Origin of the sequence: Myxococcus sp. RHSTA-1-4, from assembly GCF_020037125.1 — a bacterium.
Classification (GTDB): Bacteria; Myxococcota; Myxococcia; order Myxococcales; family Myxococcaceae; genus Myxococcus.
Genome location: NZ_JAIQDG010000028.1, coordinates 44,536 through 68,274, shown reverse-complemented (window position 1 = coordinate 68,274; position 23,739 = coordinate 44,536). Strand labels below are relative to the sequence as shown.

Annotated in this window: 21 protein-coding genes; 10 read left to right on the top strand and 11 right to left on the bottom strand. The window is 71.1% G+C overall.

What is annotated here, in order from left to right:
* The first annotated feature begins 88 nt into the window (after nucleotides 1–88).
* A complete protein-coding gene (locus K8638_RS31765) occupies nucleotides 89–1,378 on the top strand; it encodes an MFS transporter (RefSeq protein ID WP_223758434.1) in 1,290 nt (429 codons plus the stop codon).
* Between the two features lie 93 nt (nucleotides 1,379–1,471).
* On the opposite strand, the gene K8638_RS31760 is transcribed toward K8638_RS31765, so the two are convergent.
* Both K8638_RS31760 and K8638_RS31755 read right to left on the bottom strand, forming a co-directional pair.
* Nucleotides 1,472–2,353: a phosphatase PAP2 family protein gene (locus K8638_RS31760; protein WP_223758433.1), complete on the bottom strand. Its 882-nt coding sequence runs from the start codon at nucleotides 2,351–2,353 to the stop codon at nucleotides 1,472–1,474.
* Nucleotides 2,346–3,275 carry a fatty acid desaturase gene (locus K8638_RS31755; RefSeq protein WP_223758432.1) on the bottom strand — a complete coding sequence of 310 codons (930 nt, stop codon included), beginning with the start codon at nucleotides 3,273–3,275 and terminating at the stop codon, nucleotides 2,346–2,348. Before K8638_RS31755 ends, K8638_RS31760 begins: the two co-directional genes overlap by 8 nt.
* Before the next feature lie 86 nt (nucleotides 3,276–3,361).
* On the opposite strand from K8638_RS31755, the gene K8638_RS31750 reads away from it, so the two are divergent.
* From K8638_RS31750 to K8638_RS31725, 6 genes are all read left to right on the top strand, one after another.
* On the top strand, nucleotides 3,362–4,327 hold the full coding sequence (locus tag K8638_RS31750) for a DUF3419 family protein (RefSeq protein WP_223758431.1): 966 nt from the start codon (nucleotides 3,362–3,364) through the stop codon (nucleotides 4,325–4,327).
* Entirely contained in the window at nucleotides 4,324–5,244 is a 921-nt protein-coding gene (locus K8638_RS31745) for a GNAT family N-acetyltransferase (RefSeq protein ID WP_223758430.1), read from the top strand. The genes K8638_RS31750 and K8638_RS31745 overlap by 4 nt, the downstream gene beginning before the upstream one ends.
* Nucleotides 5,214–5,918, top strand: a complete 705-nt coding sequence (locus tag K8638_RS31740) for a TenA family transcriptional regulator (RefSeq protein ID WP_223758429.1) — start codon at nucleotides 5,214–5,216, stop codon at nucleotides 5,916–5,918. The genes K8638_RS31745 and K8638_RS31740 overlap by 31 nt, the downstream gene beginning before the upstream one ends.
* A gap of 8 nt (nucleotides 5,919–5,926) precedes the next feature.
* Complete coding sequence (locus tag K8638_RS31735) at nucleotides 5,927–6,553, top strand: YigZ family protein (protein WP_223758428.1); 627 nt, start codon at nucleotides 5,927–5,929, stop codon at nucleotides 6,551–6,553.
* Between the two features lie 33 nt (nucleotides 6,554–6,586).
* Nucleotides 6,587–7,921 (top strand): replication-associated recombination protein A, encoded by a 1,335-nt coding sequence (locus tag K8638_RS31730; RefSeq protein WP_223758427.1) that lies wholly within the window; start codon nucleotides 6,587–6,589, stop codon nucleotides 7,919–7,921.
* Between the two features lie 505 nt (nucleotides 7,922–8,426).
* The gene (locus K8638_RS31725; RefSeq protein ID WP_223758426.1) at nucleotides 8,427–8,801 is read left to right on the top strand and encodes a hypothetical protein; all 375 of its coding nucleotides are present in this window, start codon (nucleotides 8,427–8,429) and stop codon (nucleotides 8,799–8,801) included.
* A 28-nt stretch (nucleotides 8,802–8,829) separates the two neighbouring features.
* Here K8638_RS31725 and K8638_RS31720 read toward each other — a convergent pair whose 3' ends face one another.
* The 3 genes from K8638_RS31720 to K8638_RS31710 form a co-directional block, all read right to left on the bottom strand.
* On the bottom strand, nucleotides 8,830–9,519 hold the full coding sequence (locus K8638_RS31720) for a peptidoglycan-binding protein (protein ID WP_223758425.1): 690 nt from the start codon (nucleotides 9,517–9,519) through the stop codon (nucleotides 8,830–8,832).
* 128 nt (nucleotides 9,520–9,647) lie between these two features.
* Nucleotides 9,648–10,382 (bottom strand): ferrochelatase, encoded by a 735-nt coding sequence (locus tag K8638_RS31715; RefSeq protein WP_223758424.1) that lies wholly within the window; start codon nucleotides 10,380–10,382, stop codon nucleotides 9,648–9,650.
* Nucleotides 10,383–10,434: 52 nt separating this feature from the next.
* Entirely contained in the window at nucleotides 10,435–11,763 is a 1,329-nt protein-coding gene (locus K8638_RS31710) for a glycosyltransferase family 39 protein (protein WP_223758423.1), read from the bottom strand.
* A 169-nt stretch (nucleotides 11,764–11,932) separates the two neighbouring features.
* Here K8638_RS31710 and K8638_RS31705 point away from each other — a divergent pair, with 169 nt between their 5' ends.
* A complete protein-coding gene (locus K8638_RS31705; RefSeq protein WP_223758422.1) occupies nucleotides 11,933–14,017 on the top strand; it encodes a thioredoxin domain-containing protein in 2,085 nt (694 codons plus the stop codon).
* A 54-nt stretch (nucleotides 14,018–14,071) separates the two neighbouring features.
* Here the strand turns inward: K8638_RS31705 and K8638_RS31700 are convergent, their stop codons facing one another.
* The 5 genes from K8638_RS31700 to K8638_RS31680 all read right to left on the bottom strand — a co-directional run bounded on the left by K8638_RS31700 (nucleotide 14,072) and on the right by K8638_RS31680 (nucleotide 19,988).
* The gene (locus K8638_RS31700; RefSeq protein ID WP_223758421.1) at nucleotides 14,072–15,385 is read right to left on the bottom strand and encodes a polysaccharide deacetylase family protein; all 1,314 of its coding nucleotides are present in this window, start codon (nucleotides 15,383–15,385) and stop codon (nucleotides 14,072–14,074) included.
* Nucleotides 15,386–15,574: 189 nt separating this feature from the next.
* Nucleotides 15,575–16,831 (bottom strand): hypothetical protein, encoded by a 1,257-nt coding sequence (locus tag K8638_RS31695; protein ID WP_223758420.1) that lies wholly within the window; start codon nucleotides 16,829–16,831, stop codon nucleotides 15,575–15,577.
* Between the two features lie 125 nt (nucleotides 16,832–16,956).
* Nucleotides 16,957–18,462, bottom strand: coding sequence for a transglutaminase family protein (locus K8638_RS31690; protein WP_223758419.1), 1,506 nt, complete (start codon nucleotides 18,460–18,462; stop codon nucleotides 16,957–16,959).
* 67 nt (nucleotides 18,463–18,529) lie between these two features.
* The gene (locus K8638_RS31685; protein ID WP_223758418.1) at nucleotides 18,530–18,892 is read right to left on the bottom strand and encodes a GNAT family N-acetyltransferase; all 363 of its coding nucleotides are present in this window, start codon (nucleotides 18,890–18,892) and stop codon (nucleotides 18,530–18,532) included.
* Nucleotides 18,893–18,908: 16 nt separating this feature from the next.
* Nucleotides 18,909–19,988 carry an ATP-grasp domain-containing protein gene (locus tag K8638_RS31680; RefSeq protein WP_223758417.1) on the bottom strand — a complete coding sequence of 360 codons (1,080 nt, stop codon included), beginning with the start codon at nucleotides 19,986–19,988 and terminating at the stop codon, nucleotides 18,909–18,911.
* Nucleotides 19,989–20,136: 148 nt separating this feature from the next.
* Between K8638_RS31680 and K8638_RS31675 the strand changes: the two genes are divergently transcribed.
* Together K8638_RS31675 and K8638_RS31670 are read left to right on the top strand one after the other, a co-directional pair.
* Nucleotides 20,137–21,432: an HD domain-containing protein gene (locus K8638_RS31675; protein ID WP_223758416.1), complete on the top strand. Its 1,296-nt coding sequence runs from the start codon at nucleotides 20,137–20,139 to the stop codon at nucleotides 21,430–21,432.
* Nucleotides 21,429–22,955 carry an MBL fold metallo-hydrolase gene (locus K8638_RS31670; RefSeq protein WP_223758415.1) on the top strand — a complete coding sequence of 509 codons (1,527 nt, stop codon included), beginning with the start codon at nucleotides 21,429–21,431 and terminating at the stop codon, nucleotides 22,953–22,955. The genes K8638_RS31675 and K8638_RS31670 overlap by 4 nt, the downstream gene beginning before the upstream one ends.
* Here the strand turns inward: K8638_RS31670 and K8638_RS31665 are convergent.
* Complete coding sequence (locus tag K8638_RS31665; RefSeq protein ID WP_223758414.1) at nucleotides 22,952–23,719, bottom strand: GlsB/YeaQ/YmgE family stress response membrane protein; 768 nt, start codon at nucleotides 23,717–23,719, stop codon at nucleotides 22,952–22,954. The genes K8638_RS31670 and K8638_RS31665 overlap by 4 nt on opposite strands.
* Nucleotides 23,720–23,739: the final 20 nt, after the last annotated feature.

Genomic DNA, 23,739 nt, shown 5'->3' with positions numbered 1-23,739 from the left:
TCCTGACGCGGCGCGCCGTGGGATGGAGTGGCCCGGCCCGCTCGCCTAGGGTGCGCGCCACCCCGTCGTCGAATCCGAGGAGACATGCATGCCGGTCCCGGCTGCTGAAGACGGAGCCGGGGAGCGTGGTGCGGGCGCACTGGGGCTCCTGCGGCACAACGCGGCGTTCCGCGCGCTGTGGTCCGCGCGAGTCATCTCCTTCACGGGGGACTCGCTCAGCCTGGTGGCGCTGATGCTCCACGTGGCTGGCACCACCGGGCAGGCGCTCGCGGTGTCGCTGCTGCTGCTCGTTGGTGACTTCGCGCCGTCGCTGCTGGGGCCCATCACGGGGGCCATCAGCGACCGGTTCGACCTCAAGCGGGTGATGATTGCCTGCGAGCTCCTCCAGGGCGCGCTGCTTCTCCTCATCGCGCTGACCTTGCCGCCGCTGCCGCTGTTGCTGGCCCTGGTGGCGGTCCGCGCGGTCGCCGGGCAGGTGTTCCAGCCGGCGTCCCGTGCGGCGGTGCCGGCGCTGGTGAGGGAGCGCGACCTGGAGACCGCGAACTCCACCCTCGGCTTCGGAACGAACTCCGCCGAGGCCCTCGGCCCCTTCGTCGCGGCGGCGCTGCTGCCCTTCGTGGGCGTCCGGGGCGTGCTCCTCGTGGATGCCGCTTCGTTCCTCGCCTCGGCGGTGATGCTGGCTTCCGTGCGGTCGCTGCCGCCCGCTGCTTCCGAGGCGCACGGCGCGCCCGTGTCGCTCCTCCGGCAGGCGAGGCTGGGGCTGGGCTACATCCTGTCGGCTCCGGCGGTCCGGGGCATCGGCCTGGGCTTCTGCGCCGTCGTCGCGTTCAACGGCGTGGACGACGTGGCGCTGGTGGTGCTGGCGAAGGAGACCTTCCGCGCGGGCGACCCGGCGGTTGGACTCCTGCTGGGCTCGGTCGGAGTGGGGCTGGTGCTCGGTTATGCGTTGCTGGCGCGATACGGCGCGCGCGCGTCGATGCCGGTGCTGCTGCTGGTGGGATTCGCCGTGAGCAGCGTGGGCAACCTGCTCACCGGGCTGGCCTGGGCCGTCTCCGCCGCGCTGGCGATGCAGACCGTGCGCGGCGTGGGCATCGCGGCGATGGACGTGGCCACCAACACGCTCATCCAGCGCGTGGTGCCTCCGGGGATGCTCGGCCGCGTCTTCGGCAACCTCTACGGCGCCATCGGCGTGGCCGCGGCCCTGTCGTACGTCGGCGGAGGCCTGCTCCTCGATGCCACCTCCGCCCCGGTGACGCTGGTCGTCGCCGGGACGGGCGGCACGCTGGCCACGCTGCTGGTGGCCTTCGCGCTTCCGGGAGCGCTGCGGAAGAGCCTCGCCGCGCCCGACGCGCCACGGACCGGCGGCAAGGCTTGCTAGCTTCTCCTCACGGCAATCCAATCCAGCACGTACTGAAGATCCTGACCCCTCGTGACGGTGCACCTCCGTGAAGGCTCCGGAGCTTCCGCCGGATTACCCGGTCAGGGAAATGGAGGTTCTCCCTGACAACCACCGCGTCCAGCGCTCCTGGAGGCGGGGGAACACGGCGCGGAAGGCGAGGAACCACAGCGCACCCGCGAGGACGTCGACGGCGTAGTGGTACCGCAGCACCAGGGTGGACAGGATGATGGCCGTGGCGACGGGCAGCAGCACCCGGAAGCGTCGCGGGTGTGCGAGCCGGTCGTGCTCCAGCAGCACGAGCGTGATGTACGTGTGCAGGCTGGGGAAGATGTCGTAGGCGGAGGAGCCGCTCGCGACGACGGCCGCGTTCAGCCGGGTGAGCCAGCCACCCTCGATGGGGATGGTGAACAGCTCCGGCCAGGCCGCCGCGGGGCCCAGTCCCGGCAGCAGGTAGTAGCCGGCGATTCCGGGCACGTACGCGGAGAAGACGTGGGTGAAGAAGCGCTCCGCCCGCGCGCGCGGGCCCACGACCGCCCACGCCATCGCGAGGTGCAGGTACGCGTGGAACGCGAGGTAGCTCGCGCTGAACAGGTCATTGAGCCACGGCGTGCTCCACCGCTGGAGCCACGCGGCGGGCGTGACGCCGAACACGAGCACGTCCGCGGCGAGCAGCCACCCGTCCCGCGACGGAAGCCCGAGCGCTGGAATCGTGTGCTTCACGGAGGAGTAGAAGAAGAACGTCGCCGCATAGGCGAGCAGCAGCCTCGGGCGGAACGCATGGGCGAGCCCGTCCAGCCGCGCGAGCACCGCCACGCCGGCCACGAACAGGGCGGTCGCCCCGAGGACCTGCTGCGTCACGGGAGCACCGGGGCCCGCGACGAGCAGGAGCGCCACGGAGAGGGCCAGCCCGAAGGCGGCCAGCAGTGCCTCGTGCAGGTACGGCCGCTCAGACATCCGGAGTGGCGCTCTTCGCGTCGCGAATGAGCGAGCCGCTGACGACGCCGCGCACGAACGAGAAGTAGGAGGGAATGAAGGGAGCGCCCTGGGCGATGAGCTCCGCGCGCAGCGTCCGGTGCAGCTCGGGGAGGTTGTACCAGGGCACGCGCGGATAGAGGTGGTGCTCGAGGTGGTAGTTCTCGTTGCACATGAAGAAGCGCGTCACCGGGTTGGACAGGATGGTGCGCGAGCCGCGGACCGGATGGTTGCTCTCCGGGAGGAACGTGTGCTGGCTCATTCCCCGGATGTTCACGAGCGTGTTGATGATGAGCATGGGGATGACCCACGCATGGAGCAGCACGTGCCCCGGCACGAAGGCCACCGCGAGCGCGGCGCCCACCGCGAGCAGGGCCACCTCCAGCTCAATCCACCGCCGGTCGGAGGACGTCCCGTGCCGCCAGCCCAGGATGGGAATCATGGTGATGTACGCGGGATAGCCGAGCAGCAGCCGCCCGATGTGCATCAGCATCTCCAGCCATCTCCGCCCGGTGTAGTTGGCGTAGTGGTCGGGGTCATGCCCGCCGCCGAGGTCGCGGTGGTGCCGCAGGTGCAGCACCTTGTACGCCGCGTAGTTCTGCAGGACGGGCAGCGCGCAGGCGGCGCCGCCCAGGTGGTTGAGCCAACGCCAGCGGGACAGGCCGCCGTGGACCGCCTCGTGGGTGAACAGGCTGATGCCATGGAGTGACGCCGCAGCGACGAGGTACAGCCCGGCGCGCGCGAGCCACACCAGCGCCTGGGAGTGCGCTTCGAGCAGGACGGACAGTGCCGCGGCGGATATGTAGAGCGCCAGGAACAGGAGGAGCCGTGGCACGTGGCGGGCATCGATCTGTTCGAGCTCTCGCTGCCGTGCGGGCGTGAGGGAGGCTGTCGGAGTCTGCATGGATGTTCCGGTCGAGGGGACCATGCCATACAGTCGAATCCGACGTCGACGTCACCTCCCGTGGCGCGTGCCTTTCCGTGAGCTCAATGTCGTACCGATTGAAGTTCGCCGTCGTCCGTGAAGACCCGGAGCTGGAGCTGGTGCTCGTCGCGCGCACGAAGGCCCGGGCCGTCCTCACCGTCGCCTCCGGGGGCTGCACCCTCCTCACCCTGGCGAAGCGTCATCCCGAGCTGGAGCTGGTGGGCTTCGACTTCAACCCGTGCCAGTTGGTCCACGTGCGCCAGAAGGCGGAATGCCTCGGCCGCGTGCCGCCGGAGCGCTTCAACGTGGGCAGCACGGACCCGGAGGGCCTGAACCAGCGTGGCGAGTTCGAGGGGCTCTTCCGCACGCTGCGCCACTTCATCGCGGAGTTCGTCGCTCCCGGGGGGGAGCTGACGGCCTTCTTCGAGCCGGCGACCTCCGCCACGGAGCGCCGCGCGCTGCTGGCCCGCTGGCTCGGCTCGCACTACTGGCCGGTGGCGTTCCAGCTCGCCTTCGCGGACCCCTTCCTCCACGCCATGTTCGGCCCGGCGGCGACACAGCACGCCGAGCCCGGCTCCTACCCCGGCTACTTCCAGTCCGTGTTCGAGCGGGGGCTTCAGCGGGAGGACGCCGCGCGCAACCCGTTCCTCCAGCATGTGCTGCTCGGGGCCTACCGCGCGGAGGACATGCCCGAGTACCTGCGCGCGGAGCAGCCCCTGCCGCTCACGCTCGTGGAGGGCTCGCTCCCCGACGTCATCGGGCTGGAGCGCTTCGACGTCATCTCGCTCTCCAATATCTTCGACTGGTCGGACGACGCGCTCGTGGCGAGCTGGGCCGGGCTGCTCTCGCAAGAGGCCCGGCCGGGCTGCGCCATCCTCTTCCGGCAGCTCAACAACCGGCGTGACCTCCGGCGCTTCTTCGAGCCGGCGTTCCAGTTCGACGACGCGCTCGGGGCGGAGCTGCTCGCGAGAGACCGCAGCCTCTTCTATGAGCGCATCGAGGTCGCCTTCCGAAGGCCCGTGCGCGCATGAGCGGCGTGCGCTTCGTGGTCCTCCGGCCCGACACGCTCGGGCCCTACGTGGAGCGGCTCCGCGGGCTGGAGCAGGGCATCCTCTATCCGCTCGCGGACGGGGCCGACCACTTCTTCATCGACCACGGGCCCGAGTACCACCCCTTCTTCTCGTCCATGGGGGACGCGTACTTCCTGCTCGCCCTGCGCGGTGACGAACTGCTCGGCTCGGTGACGGGAGTGGCCCGCGAGGTCCGCCGTGGCACGCGGTCGCTCCAGGCGCTCTACATCTGCGACCTCAAGCTGGTGGAGCATGCTCGCGGCACCGGGCTGTCGCGGAGGCTCATCTTCGAGGGGCTCACGCACCTCTTCCGCATCCCCGCGCTGCGGCGCACCCGGTTCCTCTACGGCGCCGCCATGCGGGGCGCGAGGGGCGATGTGATGCGCACCGCCCGCGGCTGGAACCCGCTGCGGATGGGGCGGCCCGCGAGCCGGCTCGTGCTCTACTTCGTGCCTCCCGCGCGGCTGGCGGAGCTGGACCCCCGGGGGGGACCCCGGCTTCCGGTGGGGGAGGGGCTCCGCCTCGGACCCGCGCCGGGCCGGAAGCTCGAAGGCGCTGGGTGGTGCACGACGGCGGGGAGCAAGGACCTCCAGCGGCTGTCGACGCGGAGCCCCTGGCCGCTCGTCCACCTCGCCGCGCCGCCGGACGCCTGGACGCACGGCTGGGCGGGGTACCTGCGCACTTGCGGTGAGGAGCTCGTGGCGCGGGGCGGGGACGCGTTGGCCTGCTTCAGCATCGATGAACGGCTGGAGAACCACATCGACTGGCTGCGGGGCGCGGGCGTTTCTCCCGACTCGGTGTGCACTGTCTATTCTCTCGACCTCACCTTCCCGGTAGAAGCGCCAGCATGGGTGCACCTTCCCTCGTCCGAAATCTGAAGCTGCGCCAGCGCATCGCCGTGTTGAAGGCGGAGTGGAACGCGCTGGAGTGGCCCTACCTGCGCGCGCTGAGGGACGGCTCGTTCGAGCGCGAGGACTTCGTCGAGACGCAGCTCCAGTTCTTCGCCGCCGTCGCGCACTTCTCCCGGCCCATGGCCATCCTCGCGAGCCGTCTGCCGCGGCCCGACCAGCGCCTGCCCCTGGTGGAGAACATCTTCGACGAGCACGGGCGCGGGGAGCTGGCGCACGGCCATGAGCGCACGTTCCGGCTGTTGCTGGAGCGGCTCGGAGCGGACCTGTCCCGGGTGGGGCTCGCGCCCTGGCCGGAGGTGCGCGCCTTCAACGTCGCGCTGACGGGAGTCGCCGCGTTCGACAGTCCGCTCACCGGGCTCGCCGTGTTCGGCGCCATCGAGGACCTGTTCAGCGGCATCTCCCTGGCGCTGGGTCGCGGCATCGTCTCTCGCGGGTGGCTGGCGGCGGACAAGGTGGTGCACTACCCCACGCACGCGACGCTCGACGAGGAGCACGCGGATGGCTTCTACCGCCAGCTCGACGCGCCGTATGACGCGGAGGCTCGCGGCGCGGAGGAAATCGAGCAGGGGCTCGCGCTGGGTGGGCACCTCTTCCAGCGTCTCTACGAAGACCTCTACCGCGCACGCGGCCGTCGCGACTGACGCGCCCCATGGACGAGAAGCGTTACCGCATCCCGGTGGGGCTCCACCGGGTGGAGCAGGACATCCAGCGGAGCCGCTTCATCACCACGGCCGCCCACACGCCGACGGTGGAGGAGGCGAAGGCCTTCATCTCCCGCGTCCGCGACGAGTTCCCGGACGCGAACCACAACTGTTGGGCCTACGTCGTGGGGCCGCCCGGCTCCACCGCCCAGGTGGGCATGAGCGACGACGGCGAGCCCCACGGGACGGCGGGCCGGCCGATGCTCACGGCGCTGCTCCACGGCGGAGTGGGGGACGTGGCCATGGTCGTCACCCGCTACTTCGGTGGGACGCTGCTGGGGAAGGGCGGGCTGGTGCGCGCCTACACCGGCTGTGTCCAGCAGGCGCTTGAGAGCCTTCCCACCACGGAGCGTGTGCGCAAGGTCCGACTCGCCGTCGAGCTGGAGTACGCGAGCATCGACGGCATGCGGCGGCTCCTGCCGGAGTACGAGGCCCAGGTGGTGTCGGAGGAGTACGCCGCCACGGTGGGCTACCGGCTGGAGCTTCCCGTCACCCGGGTGGACGCCTTCCGGGCAGCGCTGACGGACCTGACGCTGGGGCAGGTCCTCATCGAGGTGCTGGAGTCCGAGGGTTGACGGAGGGGCCCGCGGAGGGGAGCCTCCAGGGCGATGAGCGCAGGTCCCGACCTCTTCTCCGCTTCCGTCGATGTGAACCGCTTCGCGCCGCTGGCCGAGCGGATGCGCCCGCGCACGCCCGATGAGTTCATCGGGCAGGGCCACCTGCTGGGCCCCGGTGCGCCGCTGCGTCAGCTCATCGAGCGGAAGTCCATCGTGTCCTCCCTGTTCTGGGGGCCGCCGGGCGTGGGCAAGACGACGCTGGCGCGGATGCTGGCGTCGAGCGTGGACGCGGAGTTCGTCATCCTCTCGGCGGTGTCCGACGGCATTCCCCGCATCCGCGAGGTGGTGGCCGAGGCGGAGCTCCAGCGCAACCGGTACTCCCGGCGGACAGTCCTCTTCGTCGACGAAATCCACCGCTGGGCGAAGAACGTCCAGGAGCAGGCGCTGCCGCACGTGGAGAGCGGCCTGCTCGTCCTGCTGGGGGCCACGACGGAGAACGTCAGCTTCGAGGTGCGCCCCGCCCTCATCAGCCGGTGCCGCGTGTTCCAACTCAAGGAGCTCACGCTCGCGGACATCCAGACGGCGCTCACCCGGGCGCTCGCGGACGTGAAGCGGGGGCTCGGGGCGCGCAAGCTGACCCTTGGCGAAGAGGCGCTGACGCTGCTGGCGAAGGGCGGCGCGGGCGACGTGCGCAAGGCGCTGGGGGCGCTGGAGCTGGCGGCGAACCTCACCGGGGATGGTGAGGAAATCACGCCGGAGACGGCGCGCGAGGCGGTGGGCACCAGCCTGTCGCGGCATGACAAGGATGGGGATGAGCACTTCGACCTGCTGAGCGCGCTCCAGAAGTCCTGCCGGGGCTCCAACGCGCAGGGGGCCATCTTCTGGGCGGCGAAGCTGCTCCAGACGGGGGACGTGGTGTCGCTATGGCGCCGGCTGAAGGTGATTGCCGTGGAGGACGTGGGCCTGGCGATGCCCGAGGCCATCACCATCGTCCGGGCCTGCGAGGAGGGCTTCCACTCCGTGGGCATGCCGGAGGGGCGGCTCTTCGTCGCGCACGCGGTGGTGACGCTGGCCACGGCGAAGAAGAGCAACCGCGCCTACCAGGCGATGAACGCGGCGCTGGAGGCGCTGGAGCAGCACCCCAACCTGGGGCCGCCGCTCCACCTGCGCAACGCGCCCACGGAGTTGATGAAGGAGCTGGGCCACGGGAAGGGCTATCAGACGCCGTGGAACTTCAAGGACCACTACGCGCCCGGGCAGACGTACCTGCCCCCGCCGCTGGAGCGCGCCGTCTTCTACCGCCCGAGCAAGGAAGGCTACGAGGCGGAGGTCCACGAGCGCATGACGCAGTGGTGGCGCGAGGACAAGGCGGCCAAGGGCGAGTAGCCCGGGAATGGGGAGCCACCGCGCGGCTCCTGATGTGGCTCCACGCGCATTGCGAAGATGTCGCCCAGGGAACCTCACGCCAGACGACCGGGTTTCCGGGCCCGACAGCAGGCTACCATGGCGCGGATTGTCGGACGCCCGGTTGCTGGAGGTCCCGCGATGTGCGGCATCACCTCCAATCCGAGGCGGAGTTCTTCGGGATGGCTATCCACGCGAACCCGGAAGCTTCTGCGCATTGAACCCGGAAGGGTGCCCGCCTCATGCAGGTTCATCCTGGCGCGCGTCCGAGGCGGACTCCGAAGCGCCGGCTAACAAGAAGACCTGCCTGGAAGCCTGTGAGGCTGGCGGCGCGGTCCTTGAAGCCTTTCTGCAGGCGACTCAGGAGTCCCAGGAGGCAAGCCCTGTGTTGGGCGGCAACGAAGGGCTCGAAGGTGTCGTGCTTCGGCATGTGCCACGCCATCTACGAATGTGACGACTCGGGCGACTGCGGTCAGGAGGATGAACCATGAAGGACTGGCGCCCCAAGCTCTCCTCCATTGATGACCCGATCGCGGACGACCACTGGCAGTACAGGACCGAGGACGGAGCCCAACGAATCTCCCACATCCTCATTGGTCGTCCCGCTCCCGTTGCGGACGGGAAGACCTGGTACTGCCCTCTGTCCTTTGAACACGTTACCAAGGGAATCGAATACGCCTACGGCGTCGGGCCCGTGGACGCGCTGATGAACGCGATGTACTTCGTTCGCAGGCGCTTCTACGAGTTCGATGATGTGACGCCGCGTGCGAAGGCGCCTCGGGCGAAGCCTCCCTCGGCCACCTCGAGGCCGCGCGTGAAGAAACGGGCGGCCCCGCTGAAGCGCGCGCGCAAGAAGGCTTGACGCAAGTCAAGCCCCTGGCTCCCGCCGCTCAGTACTTCAGGCCGGGCACGAGCGCGCCGGTGGTCCAGCCGCGGCCGTTGGCGTTGAAGATGCCTACGCCGTAGGCCCTGCCCTTCGCCTCGATGGTGCGCCCGTCTCCGAGGCTGATGGCGACATGGCCAGGACGGAAGAGCAGCGCGCCGCGCGTGCGCAGCGCCTCGGCCACGGAGATGGTGGTGCCCTTCTTCTGGCAGTGAGGGAGCTGGTTCATCGTCCCGTCGGGGATGCTGACACCCGCCTGGTGGGCCGCCCACTGGACCAGCTCCGAGCAGTCGAAGGCCTTCGGGTTCGGGTCGTTGAGGTTGACCTCGGCGCCGAAGATGTAGCGGTCCCCCTGCTGGGAGAGCGCCTTCTGCACGAAGGACTCGGCGGTGCCGCGGCCCGTGGGCGGGTTGGAGGGAGGGGGCTTCACGCCACCGGCCTGCAGCTTGCCCCACGTCTTCGGCCCGACGATGCCGTCCGGCTCCAGCCCCTTGGCGCGCTGGAAGGCCACCACGGCGGCCTTGGTCCTCGGGCCGAAGTCGCCATCAATCGGGCCCGGGTTGAAGCCAGCGGCGGCCAGCCGGCGCTGCAGGTCCGCGACCACGGGGCCCTTGGAGCCCTGGCGCACGGTGGGGGGCGTCGCGGCGGCAGCCGCGGTGGCGACGCTGCGTGGACGGGAGGCGGAGATGCTGGTCATGGGGGGCTCCGGCAAGCCGGCGGGGGACAGCCGTTTCCTGGATTGTCGGAAGGAGAGGCCCGGGGTTGCGTGGAGCAGGTGGGATTCTTCCGGAGCCCACGAGCCCCGGCGTCAGGCCCGCGGCCCCGTCATGACGAAGCCTCCCGCGACAGGCCCAGCCGGCGTGCCGTCTGCGTGCGCAGGTCCGCGAAGGGGAGATTCCACCGGGGCTCGCCGTCCAGCCGCCACGCCTTGACGGGGATGAGGTCTTCCCGGGCGAGCGCCTGGTGCAGCCGCGCCTCCTCCTCCGGCTCGCGCGAGAAGCCGAAGGGGTTGCGGAACTCCGCGCCCTGGAGCCGCGAGTACTTCGCGTCGTTGCTGGCGATGAGCGCGAGCAGCTCCTCCCTCCGCACCTCGAGGTAGTCGAGGAAGGGCGCGTCGAAGGGACGGATGGCCGAGCGCCGCGCGGGCTCACGAGTCACCCAGCGTGCCCAGTCGTAGCCGAAGAAGAAGTCGTGCGCGTAGCGGAAGCGCAGCTCGGACCTGGCGCCGAAGCCGTGGCACAGCGCCATCACCCGGCGGGTGAAGGACTCCATCTCGCGAGGCCCTCCGGCGTCCCACAGACACCGGGCCGGGTAGTCGAGGTCCCAGAAGATGTTGTCCGGGAAGCTCTCCGCGAGCGCGCGGATGATGGCGTCCAGTCCGTGGGTGAAGGCCCGCAGGCGCGCTTCGTCGCCTCCGCCCGCGGTCACCCGCTCGGCCAGCTCGCGCGGAGTGGGGGCACGCGCCCGGTCCGGCGCGAGCGAGGCCCGGGCCCCGAGCAGGGGCTCCAGGCTCTCCAGTTGGTCGCGCAGCTCGTTCGTGAGCCCCGTCATGCCGTGCATGCGTCCGGCCTCTCTCCCAGGTTTCGAAGGTTCCGCCCTCCTGACGGCACCGTCAATCCTGCAGTCCCCACAGCCGCCACACCCAGAACCGGTGCAGCCTCCGCCCACGGTAGCCGCTGACCAGCTCCACCGCGTCACTCATCTGCGTGAAGCGGAACGACAGCTCGTCCGGGGGGCCCGGGCCTCCCTCCTCCATGACCCACAGCACCTCCTGCCCGGGACGCAGGGAGGGTGGCGGCCACAGGTCGTACTGGCTGAACCTCGCGGGAGGCGCGGTGTGCGTGACACGGCCCGTGTGGTACGCCACCTGTGACGCGAGCTGGTAGTCGGGCGCGTAGATGGCGGCCAGATTGCGCGCGTCCATGCCCGGGAACAGCCGCTCCGGCGTGGCCAGCTCTCGCAGCACGCTCCAGCCATGGGTCCGCCACAGCACCGTGTCGCGCTCGAAGCGCAGCACCGGGAAGAAGCTGTGCGAGCCCACCGCCAGCACCAACGCGAGCTCCGAGGCCGCCACGGCGCGCCGCCATACCGGCCGCATGCCGGCCACGCCCACGGACGCGGCCACGTACGCCGCCGCCGGCCAGTTGGCCTCCCCGCGCGTTCGCGCCGCCGCGTAGCCGAAGAAGAGCAGCGGCACCACCGCCGCCATGCGCAGCAGGAACTGCTCCGGCGGCCCCCGCACCGCGTACACCCCGGCCAGGACCAGCAGCACCGGGCCACCGAGCGCGAGCTGCCCCAGGACGTACTCGCCGAGGCTCTGCCAGCCACCCTGTCCGCCGAGGCCGTGGCGGAGCTGGAAGAGGAAGCCCACCCACTCGTGCCGCGCGTTCCACAGCACCACCGGCACGAAGCACAGCGCGGCCAGCACCGCGGTGAGCCAGGCCCCCCGGGGCAGCCGCCGGGCCCGCGCCGCCGCGAGCAGGAAGATGAGCCCCAGCAGCACCGCCGGGTACTTGGACAGCAGCGCCAGCCCGCACGCCAGTCCCGCCCACACCCAGCGCTCGCGCCACAGCGCCCACAGCGCCAGCGTCCAGAAGAGCAGCAGCGGTGAGTCGGGCGTGGCCCACACGCCGGCCACCATGCTGGCCGGCACCGCGCTCCACAGCGCCGCCGCGCGCCACGCCGCCTCGCGGCTGCCGTACACGTCACGCGCCAGCCCCCACACCGCGGCCACCGTGCCGGCGCCGCACAGCAGGGACGTGCCCCGGGGGCCGAGCGCGGCGATGAGCCACGCCACCATGGGGGGATGGTCGTAGTAGCCCCAATCCAGGTGCCGGGCCCACTGCCAGTAGTACGCCGTGTCGAAGTAGACGTCCGTGCCCAGCGACAGCGCGAGCCGTCCCACCACCGCCGCGCCGAGCAGGGCGAGGCAGGCCTTCATGCCAGTGCCGGTGGCCGGGGAGGGGGCGGCGGAAGGGGACGGCGGGCTCACGTCTCTGGACAAAGCGCACCGGGCGCCCGTTGGCCAGAGGAGTGTTGGGCCCTTTGTGCTTGCCCACCCCCCGGCCACTTCCTATCTCCGGGAGAGGCCCCCTTTCCCTGGAGTCCGCATGGCCGCCTCCCCTCCGACCTCCGGTCCCACCAACCGCCTGGCGCGGGAGCCCTCGCCGTACCTGCGCCAGCACGCCCACAACCCCGTGGACTGGTACCCCTGGGGCGACGAGGCCCTCGCGCGAGCGAAGGCGGAGGACAAGCCCATCCTCCTGTCGGTGGGCTACTCCGCGTGTCACTGGTGTCACGTCATGGCGCACGAGTCGTTCGAGTCGCCGGAGACGGCCCGGTTGATGAACGAGGGCTTCATCAACATCAAGGTGGACCGCGAGGAGCGGCCGGACCTCGACCAGCTCTACCAGGGCGTGGTGCAGCTCATGGGGCAGGGCGGGGGCTGGCCGCTCACGGTGTTCCTCACGCCGGACCTCAAGCCCTTCTACGGGGGCACCTACTTCCCGCCCGAGGACAGGTACGGGCGGCCCGGCTTCCCCCGGCTGCTGGCCTCGCTGCGTGACGCATGGGTGAACAAGCGGGACGAGGTCCAGCGCCAGTCCACGCTCTTCGAACAGGGCCTCGGCGAGCTGGCCACGTATGGGCTGGACGCCACCGCCGGCACGCTGACGGCCGAAGACCTGGTGGCCATGGGCCGCCGGATGGCGCGGCAACTGGACCCGGTGTACGGCGGCTTCGGCGGCGCGCCCAAGTTCCCCAACCCCATGAACCTGGCGCTGATGCTGCGCGCGTGGCGGCGCGGCGGCGGCGCGCAGCTCAAGGACGGCGTGTTCCGCACGCTGGAGCGCATGGCGCTGGGGGGCCTCTATGACCAGCTCGGCGGGGGCTTCCACCGGTACTCGGTGGACGAGCGGTGGCTGGTGCCGCACTTCGAGAAGATGCTCTACGACAACGCGCAGCTCCTGCACCTGTACGCGCAGGCGCAGCAGGTGGAGCCCCGGCCGCTGTGGCGCAAGGTGGTGGAGGAGACGGTGGAGTACGTGCGCCGCGAGATGACCGACGCGGGCGGCGCCTTCTACGCGGCGCAGGACGCGGACAGCGAGGGCGAGGAGGGGAAGTTCTTCGTCTGGCGCCCGGAGGAAATCCAGGCGGTGCTGCCCGGCCCGCGGGCCGAGCTGCTGATGCGTCACTTCCGCGTCACCCCGCAAGGCAACTTCGAGCACGGCACGACGGTGCTGGAGGTGGCGGTGCCGGCGGCGGAGCTGGCGCACCAGCGCGGGCTGCCGGAGGACGAGGTGGAGCGGGAGCTGGCCGCCGCGCGGCGGACGCTCTTCGAGACACGGGAGCGGCGCGTGAAGCCGGGGCTGGACGACAAGCTGCTCTCGGGCTGGAACGGGCTGATGATTCGCGGGCTGGCGCTGGCCGCGCGCGTCTTCGAGCAGCCGGACTGGGCGCGGCGGGCGGCGTCCGCGGCGGACTTCGTGCTCGCCAGGATGTGGGACGGAACGCGGCTGGCGCGCTCGTTCCAGGGGGAGGCCCGCATCGACGGCTTCCTGGAGGACTACGGAAACCTGGCCTCGGGGCTCACCGCGCTCTACCAGGCCACCTTCGACGTGAAGTACCTGGAGGCGGCGGACGCGCTGGTCCGGCGCGCGGTGGAGCTGTTCTGGGATTCGGAGAAGGCGGCGTACCTCACCGCGCCTCGTGGGCAGAAGGACCTCGTGGTGGCCACGTACGGCCTCTTCGACAACGCCTTCCCCTCAGGAGCCTCCACGCTGACGGAGGCGCAGGTGGAGCTGGCGGCGCTCACCGGTGACAAGCGGCACCTGGAGCTGCCGGAGAAGTACGTGGCGCGCATGCGCGACGGGCTGGTGAAGAACGCCATGGGCCAAGGCTACCTGGGGCTGGCGGCGGACGCGCTGCTGGACGGCGCGGCGGGCGTCACCCTCTCCGGAACGCGCGAGGCCGTGGCGCCGCTGCGGGCCTCGGTGAATCGCGTGTACGCGCCCACGTTCTCCGTGGGCTGGAAGGAGCCGGGCGCGCCGGTGCCTCCCCTGCTGTCGGACCTCTTCGAGGGCCGCGAGCCGGTGGGCGGCAGGGGAGCGGCGTACCTGTGCCGGGGCTTCGTCTGCGAGCGGCCCCTCACGGACGCGGAGGCCCTGGCCTCGCGGCTGGCGGCGGCTCCGGCCTGAGCGGGCGGGCGGGGCGCCGCGCACGGGCCCTGAAGGCCGCGCGGCGCCCTGGGCTCAGGGAGGGATGGGGGCTTCGACCTCTTCCTCCTCGGCGCGCCGGTACTCCTCCCGGAGGGCCGTGGTCGCGTCGAGGTCGGTGAGCGTGAAGTCGTCCATGGTGAGCGTGCCCACCCGGTCAATCGACATTCCCATGCTGAGCCGCTTGGCCGCGCTGGGCGCCCCGGGCGTCGTCCACTCGGCGCGGGTGTAGCTGCTGGCGGCCGGCAGCAGGGGCCCCTGGGTCCAGTAGTCCCAGCCGCCCGCGCTGTTCCGGTAGTACGCCTTGAAGCGCACCGACGTGGTGGACTTGTACCAGGCGGAGATGCGGTAGCGGTGGCCGGTGACCGCCGCCGGGGAGCAGGTGCCGCTGTCCTGCTCGCTGATGAGCTTGCGGTCTCCGCTGGAGATGCTGCTGATGCGCACCTGCTGTGCCCAGCTCCCGCCGTGGGCGTCCGAGGTGCGCGTCCACGTGAAGGTGTTGGTGCCGAAGCCGCCGCGCTTCCAGCAGTCCGGCGTTCCGTCGCCGTTGCTGTCCGTCTCCAGCGACGGGTTCTTGAAGAGCTGCGAAGGCTGGACTGGAGGCCAGCTCACGGGGGGCTTCAGCGTCCCGCCGATGACGGTGTCCATGAGGGCGACGGTGGTGCCCCGCGAGGCGCGAGGGGCCAGCCAGTCGAGGAACGCCGCCAGCACGGCGGGCGCGGTGGAGTACGTCTGGGGCGGGTCGCACGGGCCGCAGATGTGGTGGAAGACGAGGGGCACCCAGCCGCCGCCGGACTCCTCGGCCCGGAGCACGTAGGCCTTGAGGGTGTCGAGCGTGGTGGTGTCCTGGACGGAGCCGTGCGTGCGAATCGCGTAGGCGTCCGCGGGAGGTACCCGCTCCGCGTAGGGATTGCTGCTGCTGCCCGTGGGCGTGCGCAGGCCGCCGCTCTCGCGGGCCGAGTTGTAGTTGCAGTCGATGACGACCTGCCGCGTGAAGGAGTCCTTGTCACCGAACGGGTAGGCGAAGGACGTCACCCGGAAGCCCGCGTTCAGCAGGGCCACCCTGTCATTGCAGATTTCCTTGCGCTGGTCGTCCGCGGAGAGCGTCGTCAGGCGCGGGTGGCTCAGCGTGTGGCCCCCAATCTCATGCCCCGCGTCCCGCAGGGCGCGGAGCTGGTCGAGCGTGAGGCGGCCGGACTGCCCGATTCTGGAGCTGTTGATGTAGAAGGTGCCGCGCATGCCGCGGGCCTCGAGCATGGCCGCGGCCTGGAGTTGGCTCGCGAGCCCGTCGTCGAAGTTCAGCGAGACGATGACCTGTCCCGGAGCGAGTGCGCGTGTGGTGGTTGCCATGATGTCCCCCTTTGGGTGGCGGCTTCACTCCAAAGGTGGGGATGGCGGCCGTGTAGGACATGCGGGCCGGGCCGCCGGATGGGACGGAGGCGCGCGGGCGTGCGCTCGTCCCTCGAAAACGCGCGTGGGGCGCGGAGGGCCTGTCGTGGCCCCGCGCCCCACGGTGTCCGGCACGCGGGCGGGTGAGGACTAGAACAGCCGGATGCTGCTCGGCTGGGCGCCGCTGGTGCGCACGCTGCGCAGCGGCTGGGCGCTGCCGTAGACGTTGGCCTCGGTGCAGGCCCCCAGCGCGCCGATGTAGCGCACCTGGACGCTGTCGGCGGCGCCACGCGGGCGCACGATGATGCCGCTGAAGCGCACCTGCGTGTTGCGGTCATCCGCGTCCAGCGGAGTCTCCGGCGTCTTGAAGCCCACGGTCAGCGTCAGTCCGTCCGCGGACACCGTGGCGTTCACCGTCTCCGAGCTGCTGTTGTTCAGCTGGTCCGTCACGAAGCGGCCCATGTTGCCGTCGGCGTCGCGGTCCGCGGTGTCCAGCGCCGCCACCTGGCAGTCCTCCGTGCGCGGGGCAATCTCCACCGGCCGGTTGAAGGTGACCACCAGCGAGCCGTTCTGCCCCAGGAGCGCGTTCGGGTCATCCGCGTTGGAGTACACCGCGTAGAAGTTCGCGTCCGTTGCGGCCGGGCTGCTGAGCATGAAGGTCTGCTCCGGCTGGCTCATGCCCGCGATGATGTCCGCCTGACCCGACAGCGCGTGGCCGTCGACCGCGCCGGCCAGCACCGCCTCGCAGTGGTACGGAGCGCCGTTGACGAGCTGCGCGCCTGGAATCACCGCGATGCCGTTGGCGTCCGAGGTGGCGCTCACCGTGGTGCTGCCCGTGGCCTCCGGCGCCAGGAAGTTGCCCGCCGTCTGCAGCAGGTTGCTCTGGTCCACCCGGTACTGGCAGTTCACCTTCGCGTCCGGCACCGCGCGGCCGTTGAGATTCACCAGGAAGCGGTAGTCCACCGCGAAGCCCACGGGGAACACGCGGAGGTTGACCACCTCCTGCGCGCCTTCCTGCTCGACGTCGTTGTTCCACGTCTGCATGGTGTAGCGGCCCATGAACCGCTCGTAGCCCGGCGCCTGCGCGAAGATGGGGAACTCCTCGCCCAGCGGAATGCCTTCAATCTGGTAGCAGCCGTCCGCCTCGATGGCGTTCTCCTTCGACAGGTCGCCCTTGCCACAGGGCTTCGCCCGGCGGAACTCGCCCTCGATGATGGCGTACACCTGCGACTTCGACTCGTCGTCGTCGTCGATGTTGTTCTTGCCGTCGTCGGCCTTGAAGAAGTTCAGGCGCTGGCCGCTCTGGCCATCCACCACGAACCCCACGACACGGCCCTCGCCGCCGCTGCCACAGCCCGTGGCCGTCAGGAGCGAGAGCACGACGAACGCCTTCTTCAGCTTCTGCATGATGGGTCCCCCTGGGATTGAGGGGCCGCTCATAGTCCAGGACTCAACGCCTGAACAGGGGCCGCCCGGACAGGGGCGGCTTCACCCCAGGCCGGGCTTGTCCAGGCCTGGAGTGCCGGGGGGGCTCACTTCACGTCCGTCACCTTGAGCGCGCCGATGAGGGGGGTGATTTCCGCGTTCCCCTCCTCGCCGAAGGCGAAGTGCGTGGCGTCGGCCACGACCTGGTTGAAGGTGGGGTCCAGCTGGGTCCACTCGCCCACGAAGGCCTCCACCCACTCGTGCCAGTAGAGGGCGGGCACCTGGTCCTCGTTCACCATGTAGATGACGCCGTCCACGCGCCGCGCCGGGATGCCCGCCGCGCGCAGCAGGGCCACCGCCAGCAGTGAGTGCTCCGTGCAGTCCCCGCGCTTCTGGCTCAGCACGTCCGTGGCCCGGTCCGCGCTGGCCCCGTAGTCCTTCGCCAGGTTCTTGAACACCCACGTGTTGACCTTCTGGGCCGCCCGGTACGCGTCCTGCTCGTCGCCAATGATTTTCTTCGCCAGCTCGCGGATGGCCGGGGCGTCGCTCTCCACGATGAGGGTGGACTTGAGGTTGTCCCCACCGTCCGGGTCCGCCAGCGGCCGGGGCTTGCGGGCCGCCGGCGCCGCGGCCGACAGCGTCACCTCCACGCGTCCGTCCGGCAGGGCCTTGTACTTCTGCCGGTACGTCTGCTCGCGGAACTTCTCCGGCAGCCCCTGGACCACCAGCGTGACGCTGCCGGGCACCGCGCGGGCGGACTCGGGCAGCGGCCTGGGAAGCACCACGCGGGTGAGGCCGAACACCTCCACCAGGTCCAGGCGCTTCGCGACGGCCTCCGTCTCCTTGCGCGCCTGCATCGTCTGGCCGAAGTCCACCAGCACCATCTCCCCGCGCTGGGTGACGTAGGCCGTCATCGGCACCTTCTCCTTCTGCGACAGGGTGCTGACCTTGCTCAGCTTCACCTTCACCCCGTTCACCACCCGGTGCTCGGGCGGCTCCACGGTGGTGGTGACGCCGTAGGTCTGCAGGTCCATGCCGTCCAGCGTGAAGCCGTCCACCTTCGCCTTGCGCAGCAGGGCCACGCGTGCCGCGTCCGCGTCCTCCACGCGCTCCTTCGCGGGGGGCAGCTTCGGCAGCTCCTCGTCCGGGCGGCCCGGGCGCTGGCGCACCACGCGCACCCCGTCCGGCGTGGCGGTGCCCAAGAGCGTCTGGTCTCCGCCGTCGCCCTTCTGCATCACCGTGAAGGACAGGAGCCGCCCGCCGGGCGTGGCCTCGTAGATGCGCTCCTCGCGGTGCGTGCGCTCCGACACCCGCGTGGCCACCATGGCCTTGAAGACGAGCTGGTTGGTGGCCTTCACCCGCGCCGGCTCACCGGGGAGCAGCTCCAGGTCCGTGAAGAGCCACCCCACCTTCTTGTCCATGAGGTACAGGCCGAAGTACTCGCCTCCCTTCGGGCGCGGGGCCTTCACCACGTCCGACAGCTCGGCCTTCGCCGGGGCGGACTTCGCGGTGGCCGCCTGGGCGGGCGCGCCCGCCTGGACGGAGGGTGCGCCCGCGAGCAGGGCGCACAGGGACACGACGGCCAGGGACGTCAGTCGGAGCGGTCGAATCATCACGCCCCTTCTAACGAGGGAAGGGGCCGTTGTCTTCAACGGCCCGGCGTGGCCCGCGTCCCGGGGACTACAGCCGCTTGGTGAGGATGATGAGGTCGTCCCCCACCTTGTAGAAGTCGCGGATGCGCGCCTCCTCGCCGTACTTCATGGAGGCGTAGAAGCCGCGGGTGGGGCCGTAGGCCTCCGTGGCGCTCGTCTCCACGCGGATGAGGCGCCCGTTGCGGCGGCGCAGGTCGCCCTCCATGGCGGACACCAGCGCGGCGCCCACGCCCTGGCCCCGCACCTCGGGCGCGGAGGCAATCCAGTACAAATCATAGGTGTCCTCCGTCATCGGCGTGGGGCCGTAGCAGACGTAGCCCACGAGCTGCCCGCCCCGGTCCGCGACGATGATGGAGTAGTCCGTGTTGCCCGGCGTGAGCGCCGTGCCCACCAGCTCAATCGCGACCTCAACCTCCTGCGGCGAGAAGGTTTCGATCTTTCGAATCAGCGCGGCGAGGGGTTCCCTGTCCTTTGCGGCGATGGGACGGATGTCCATGTGCTCTCTCGAGGGCGACCTCCACGAGCCGGGCCGCCAGGGCCGGGTAGTCCATGCCGGCGGCCGAGGCGGCCTTGGCGAACCCTGCGCTCGGGTGAAGGTCACAGTTGGGGTTGATGTCGATGACGTAGGGCTCGCCCTCTCGTGAAACCCGGAGGTCGACCCGTCCATAGTCCTGACAGTCCAGTGCTGCAAACGCTTCCATCGCCACCTGCACGCACCGGGCCTCCAGCGACGCGTCCGCCCGGCAGGGGCCGCTCGTCGTGTCGCGGTACTCGGCCGACTCCGGCTCCCACTTGGCGGTATAGGAGACGATGTTGGGCCGCTCCTCGAAGGTCCGCCCGAAGTGGATCTCCGTCAACGGCAGCGGCTGGCGCGGCTGGTTGCCCAGCAGCGGCACGTAGATTTCCCGCCCGGCGATGAACTGCTCCACGAGTGCGGGCTGGTGGAACTCGCGGAGCACCGCGTCACACGCGCGCACCAGCGAGGCGCGGTCGAACACCACCGAGTCCCCCGTCACGCCCACGCTGGCGTCCTCGCGCGCGGGCTTGACGATGAGGGGCCAGGGCAGGTCCACCGCCAGTGCGTCCTCCAGCCGGTGCACCACGCGGAAGGCGGGGGTGGGCACGCCGCGCGCCGTCAGCAGCTCCTTCGCCTTGGGCTTGTGCAGCGCCAGCCCGAGCGAGAGGGCGGACGAGCCGGTGTAGGGCAGCCCCAGTGCATCCAGCAGGCAGGGGACCGCCATCTCCCCGCGGCTGTCGGCCGCGAGCGACTCGCAGAGGTTGACGACGAGGTCCGGCTGGCGCCGGCGCAGCGTGTCCACGAAGTCCAGCCGGTCGCCTTCGATGGCGAGCGGCTCGGCCAGGGTGTCACCTCGGGAGAGGGCCTCGGCGAGCGCCGAGGCGACACGCACCACATCCTCGCGGGCCTCCCGTCCGGGGTCGTCCTCGAGGAGGTCGTGGTCGCGGTTGTGCAACAGGATGATGTGCATTCGTAGGTGGCGGAAGGGTTAGCACGTCCCCAGGCACCTTCACAGTCCGCACGTGACGGTTGGCTACCTCCTGGGCTACCTCCCGGAAGGGTATGAAGTACGGTTGGCTACCTCCCGCGGGGGTAACCAGGAGTATGGAAAGGGAACCATGCGCATCCGCGACCCCATTCACGGCACCATCCCGGTCAGCGACCCGGAGAAGGCCGTCATCGACAGCCGGCACTACCAGCGCCTGCGCTACGTGCGGCAGCTCGGCTTCGGGGACCTGGCCTTCCCCGGCGCCACGCACACCCGGCACATCCACTCCCTGGGGGCCATGCACGTGGCCTCGCGTGTCTTCGGGGCGGTGGCCTCGCGCTCGTCGCTGCCGGACGCGGTGCGGGAGCGCTTCTGTGCCGCGGTGCGGCTGGCGGTGCTCTGCCACGACCTGGGGCACATGCCGCTGTCCCACGCCTCGGAGCGCATCGCCCCGAAGCGCTCGCTCCTGCGGCTGCCCTCCTGGCTGGACGCCACGGCGGAGGGCGAGCAGGCCACCCACGAGGACTTCACGGCGAAAATCCTCCTCGACAGCTCGCTGACGCCCATCATCGAGCGGCACTTCGGCTCGCTGGACATCACCCCCATGGCGGCGGTGGCGCTGATTACCGGCGCGAAGCCGCCGAAGGACCCGGGCTTCACGCACCAGGGCGTGGACTGGACGCCGCTGTTGCGCGCCATCGTCTCCGGGGAGCTGGACGCGGACCGCATGGACTACCTGCTGCGGGACTCCTTCTACACGGGGGTCAACTACGGCCGGTACGACATGGACTGGATCATCAACAACCTCAACCCGGTGGTGAAGGACGGGCGGGCGTACCTCGCGCTCAGCCGGGCGGCGGCGTTCGCCTTCGAGGACTTCCTCCTCAGCCGCTACCACATGTTCGTCTCGGTGTACCTGCACCACACGTCGGTGAACTTCGACTACATGCTGCGGCGCTACTACGAGGAGTCGCCCGGCGAGTTCGAGATTCCGGCGGACCCGGAGGCCTTCCTCCTCTGCGACGACGCGGCGCTCTGGTACACGCTGCGCCGCTCGAAGAACCGGTGGGCGGAGCGCATCAGCACGCGGCAGGGCTTCAAGCTGCTGGCGCAGTTCACCGAGCGTGACGCGGGGTACGATTTGGACGTGCTGCGCAGCGCGCTGGTGTCCTCCAACTTCGAGCACTACGTCGTCGAGTCCCAGAACGTGCTCAGCAAGTACGCCTCGGGGGCGGGGGGGCAGGGGCCGAGCCTGTTCATCATCGACGCGTCCACCGGGCGGCTGACGGAGGTGGCGCGCTACATCCCCCTGTATCAGCGCTACAGTGGAGCGGTGCGCCTCAGCCGGCTGTACGTGCGGCCGGACCAGGCGGACAAGGCACACGAGCTGATGGGCCGGCTCCTCGGCCAGACGGTGCAACCATGAGCGAGCGTCTCCCCGGTCTGGGCCTGGGCCTGGACTCCGACTACACCCCCGCCGAGCCCCGCCCGTCCGCGGTGTCGGTGCTGTACAGGCGCGCGGACGACGGGGTGGAGGTGTTCTGGGTGAAGCGCGGCAAGGCGCTGCGCTTCGCGGGCGGCTTCTACGCCTTCCCGGGGGGAAAGCTGGACGCGGCGGACGCGGAGGTGCCGGTGCGGGGCGCGTCCGGAGAGGAGGCGGCGCTGCGCTCGGCGGCCGCCCGCGAGCTGTTTGAAGAGACGGGCGTGCTGGTGGCGGAGGGCGCGGAGGCGCTCACCCCCGAGCGGCTGGGCGAGCTGCGCCGGGCACTGGTGGCGGGGGAGCGGGGGTGGGGGGACGTGCTGCGGGCGGAGGGGCTCGCGCTGCGGGCGGAGGACTTCCGGGCGGCGGGCCGGTGGGTGACGCCCCCGTCATTGCCGGTGCGCTTCGACACGCGCTTCTACCTGGTGGAGATGCCGGCGCACGCGCGCGCGGAGTGGTGGCCCGGGGAGCTGGCGGAGGGCGCGTGGGTGAAGCCGGCGGAGGCGCTGGCGCGGTGGGGTGACGGCTCGGCGCTGTTGCACCCGCCCGCGCTGCATGCCTTCCAGGTGCTCGGCTCCTTCACGGACGACGCGGACGCGCGGGCGCGGATGACGACGCCGCCGTACTGCCCGGGCTACGTCGCGCAGCGCATCGAGTTCCAGCAGGGCGTGCGCGGGGTGGCGCTGGAGACGCCCACGCTGCCGCCGGCCTCGCACACCAATGCGTACGTGCTGGGTAACGGCGAGCTGCTCATCGTCGACCCGGGCGCGTCCGACGTGAAGCAGTACGCGAAGCTGCTGTCGCTGCTTTCGGGGCTGAAGGCGGAGGGCTTCCGCCCCGTGGCGGTGGTGCTCACCCACCACCATGGAGACCACACCGGCGGGGCGCGCGCGGTGAAGGAGCGGCTGGGCATTCCGCTGTGGTGCCACGCGCGCACGGCGGACCGGCTGGACTTCCCGGTGGAGCGGCTGCTGGAGGACGGCGAGGTGCTGGAGCTGGCGGGCGACGTGCCGCAGCGCTGGCGCGTGTTGCACACGCCCGGCCATGCGCGGGGCCACGTGTGCCTGGTGGACGAGCGCAGCCGCGCGGCGGTGGTGGGGGACATGGTGGCGGGCGTGGGCACCATCGTCATCGACCCGCCCGAGGGCAACATGCGCGAGTACCTGGCGCAGCTCACGCGGCTGCGGGACTGGCCCGTCAGCACCCTGTACCCGGCGCACGGCTCGCCCATCCCGGAGGGGCCCGCGAAGCTGCAGGAGTACCTGGACCACCGCGCCCTGCGCGAGTCGCTCATCCTCCAGGCGGTGCCGCCGGAGGGCGCCTCGCTGGCGCAGGTGGTGGCGACGGCCTACGCGGACACGCCGCCGCTCATGCACCCGGTGGCCGAGCGCAGCGCGCTGGCCACGCTGGAGAAGCTGATGGACGAGGGGCGGGTGCGGGAGGAGGCCCTGCAGTACTTCCGCGTCTAGAAGCGGCCCATCAACCCCAGGCGGGGGCCCCGCTCGGTCATCCCCGCCACGGGCAGCACGTGGAACTGTCCCGACGCGCGGGGCGTGGGCGGCGGGGTGACGTGGCGCTCGGACGCGTGGGACAGCTCGTAACCCGTCGTGGCGCCCGCGACGGGTAGCAGCAGCAGGAGCAGCGAGAGGGTGTCGTCCTCGGCCGCGCTCCCCAGCAGCAGCGAGCCCAGCAGCGCGCCGCCCCAGCCCACCGCGCTTCCGCCCACGGTGGGGAAGAAGTGGCCCTTGCCGCCCATGAGGCGGCCCCCCACCCACGTGCCCGTGGGGATGCCCAGCAGCACGCCCGTGGCGCCACCCACGAGCGAGACGACGCGGCACTCGTCACAGCCCACCGTGGGGGCCGAGATGAGGTAGCCCGCCAGCAGCCCCACGGTGCCCAACACGAGGCCGCCCGCCGTGCCGCCCACCAACTCCACGGCCACCCGGGGCACGGGGTCCTCCGCGCGCGCGGCGTCCCGGCTCGGAAGTGCCCCCTCGCTCACGGAGGGCGCGGGCGTGTTGCCGGAGGCCTTGAGGGTGCCCTCGTCCCCGGGAGTCCTGGGCTGGCCGTCCGGGGCACCCGGCGGAGGGACGGGGAGGAGCGGCGGAGGGGTGAGGTCGGCGGGGGGGGCCTGGGCCGGCTCATTCTCGGGCACCTCCTGTCCCCGGGCGGGAGTCGTACCCGCCAGGACCAGGATGGCCAGGAGTGTGGAGAGCAGGGGCGAAGGCTTCACCGGGGCCACGCTACCGCAAG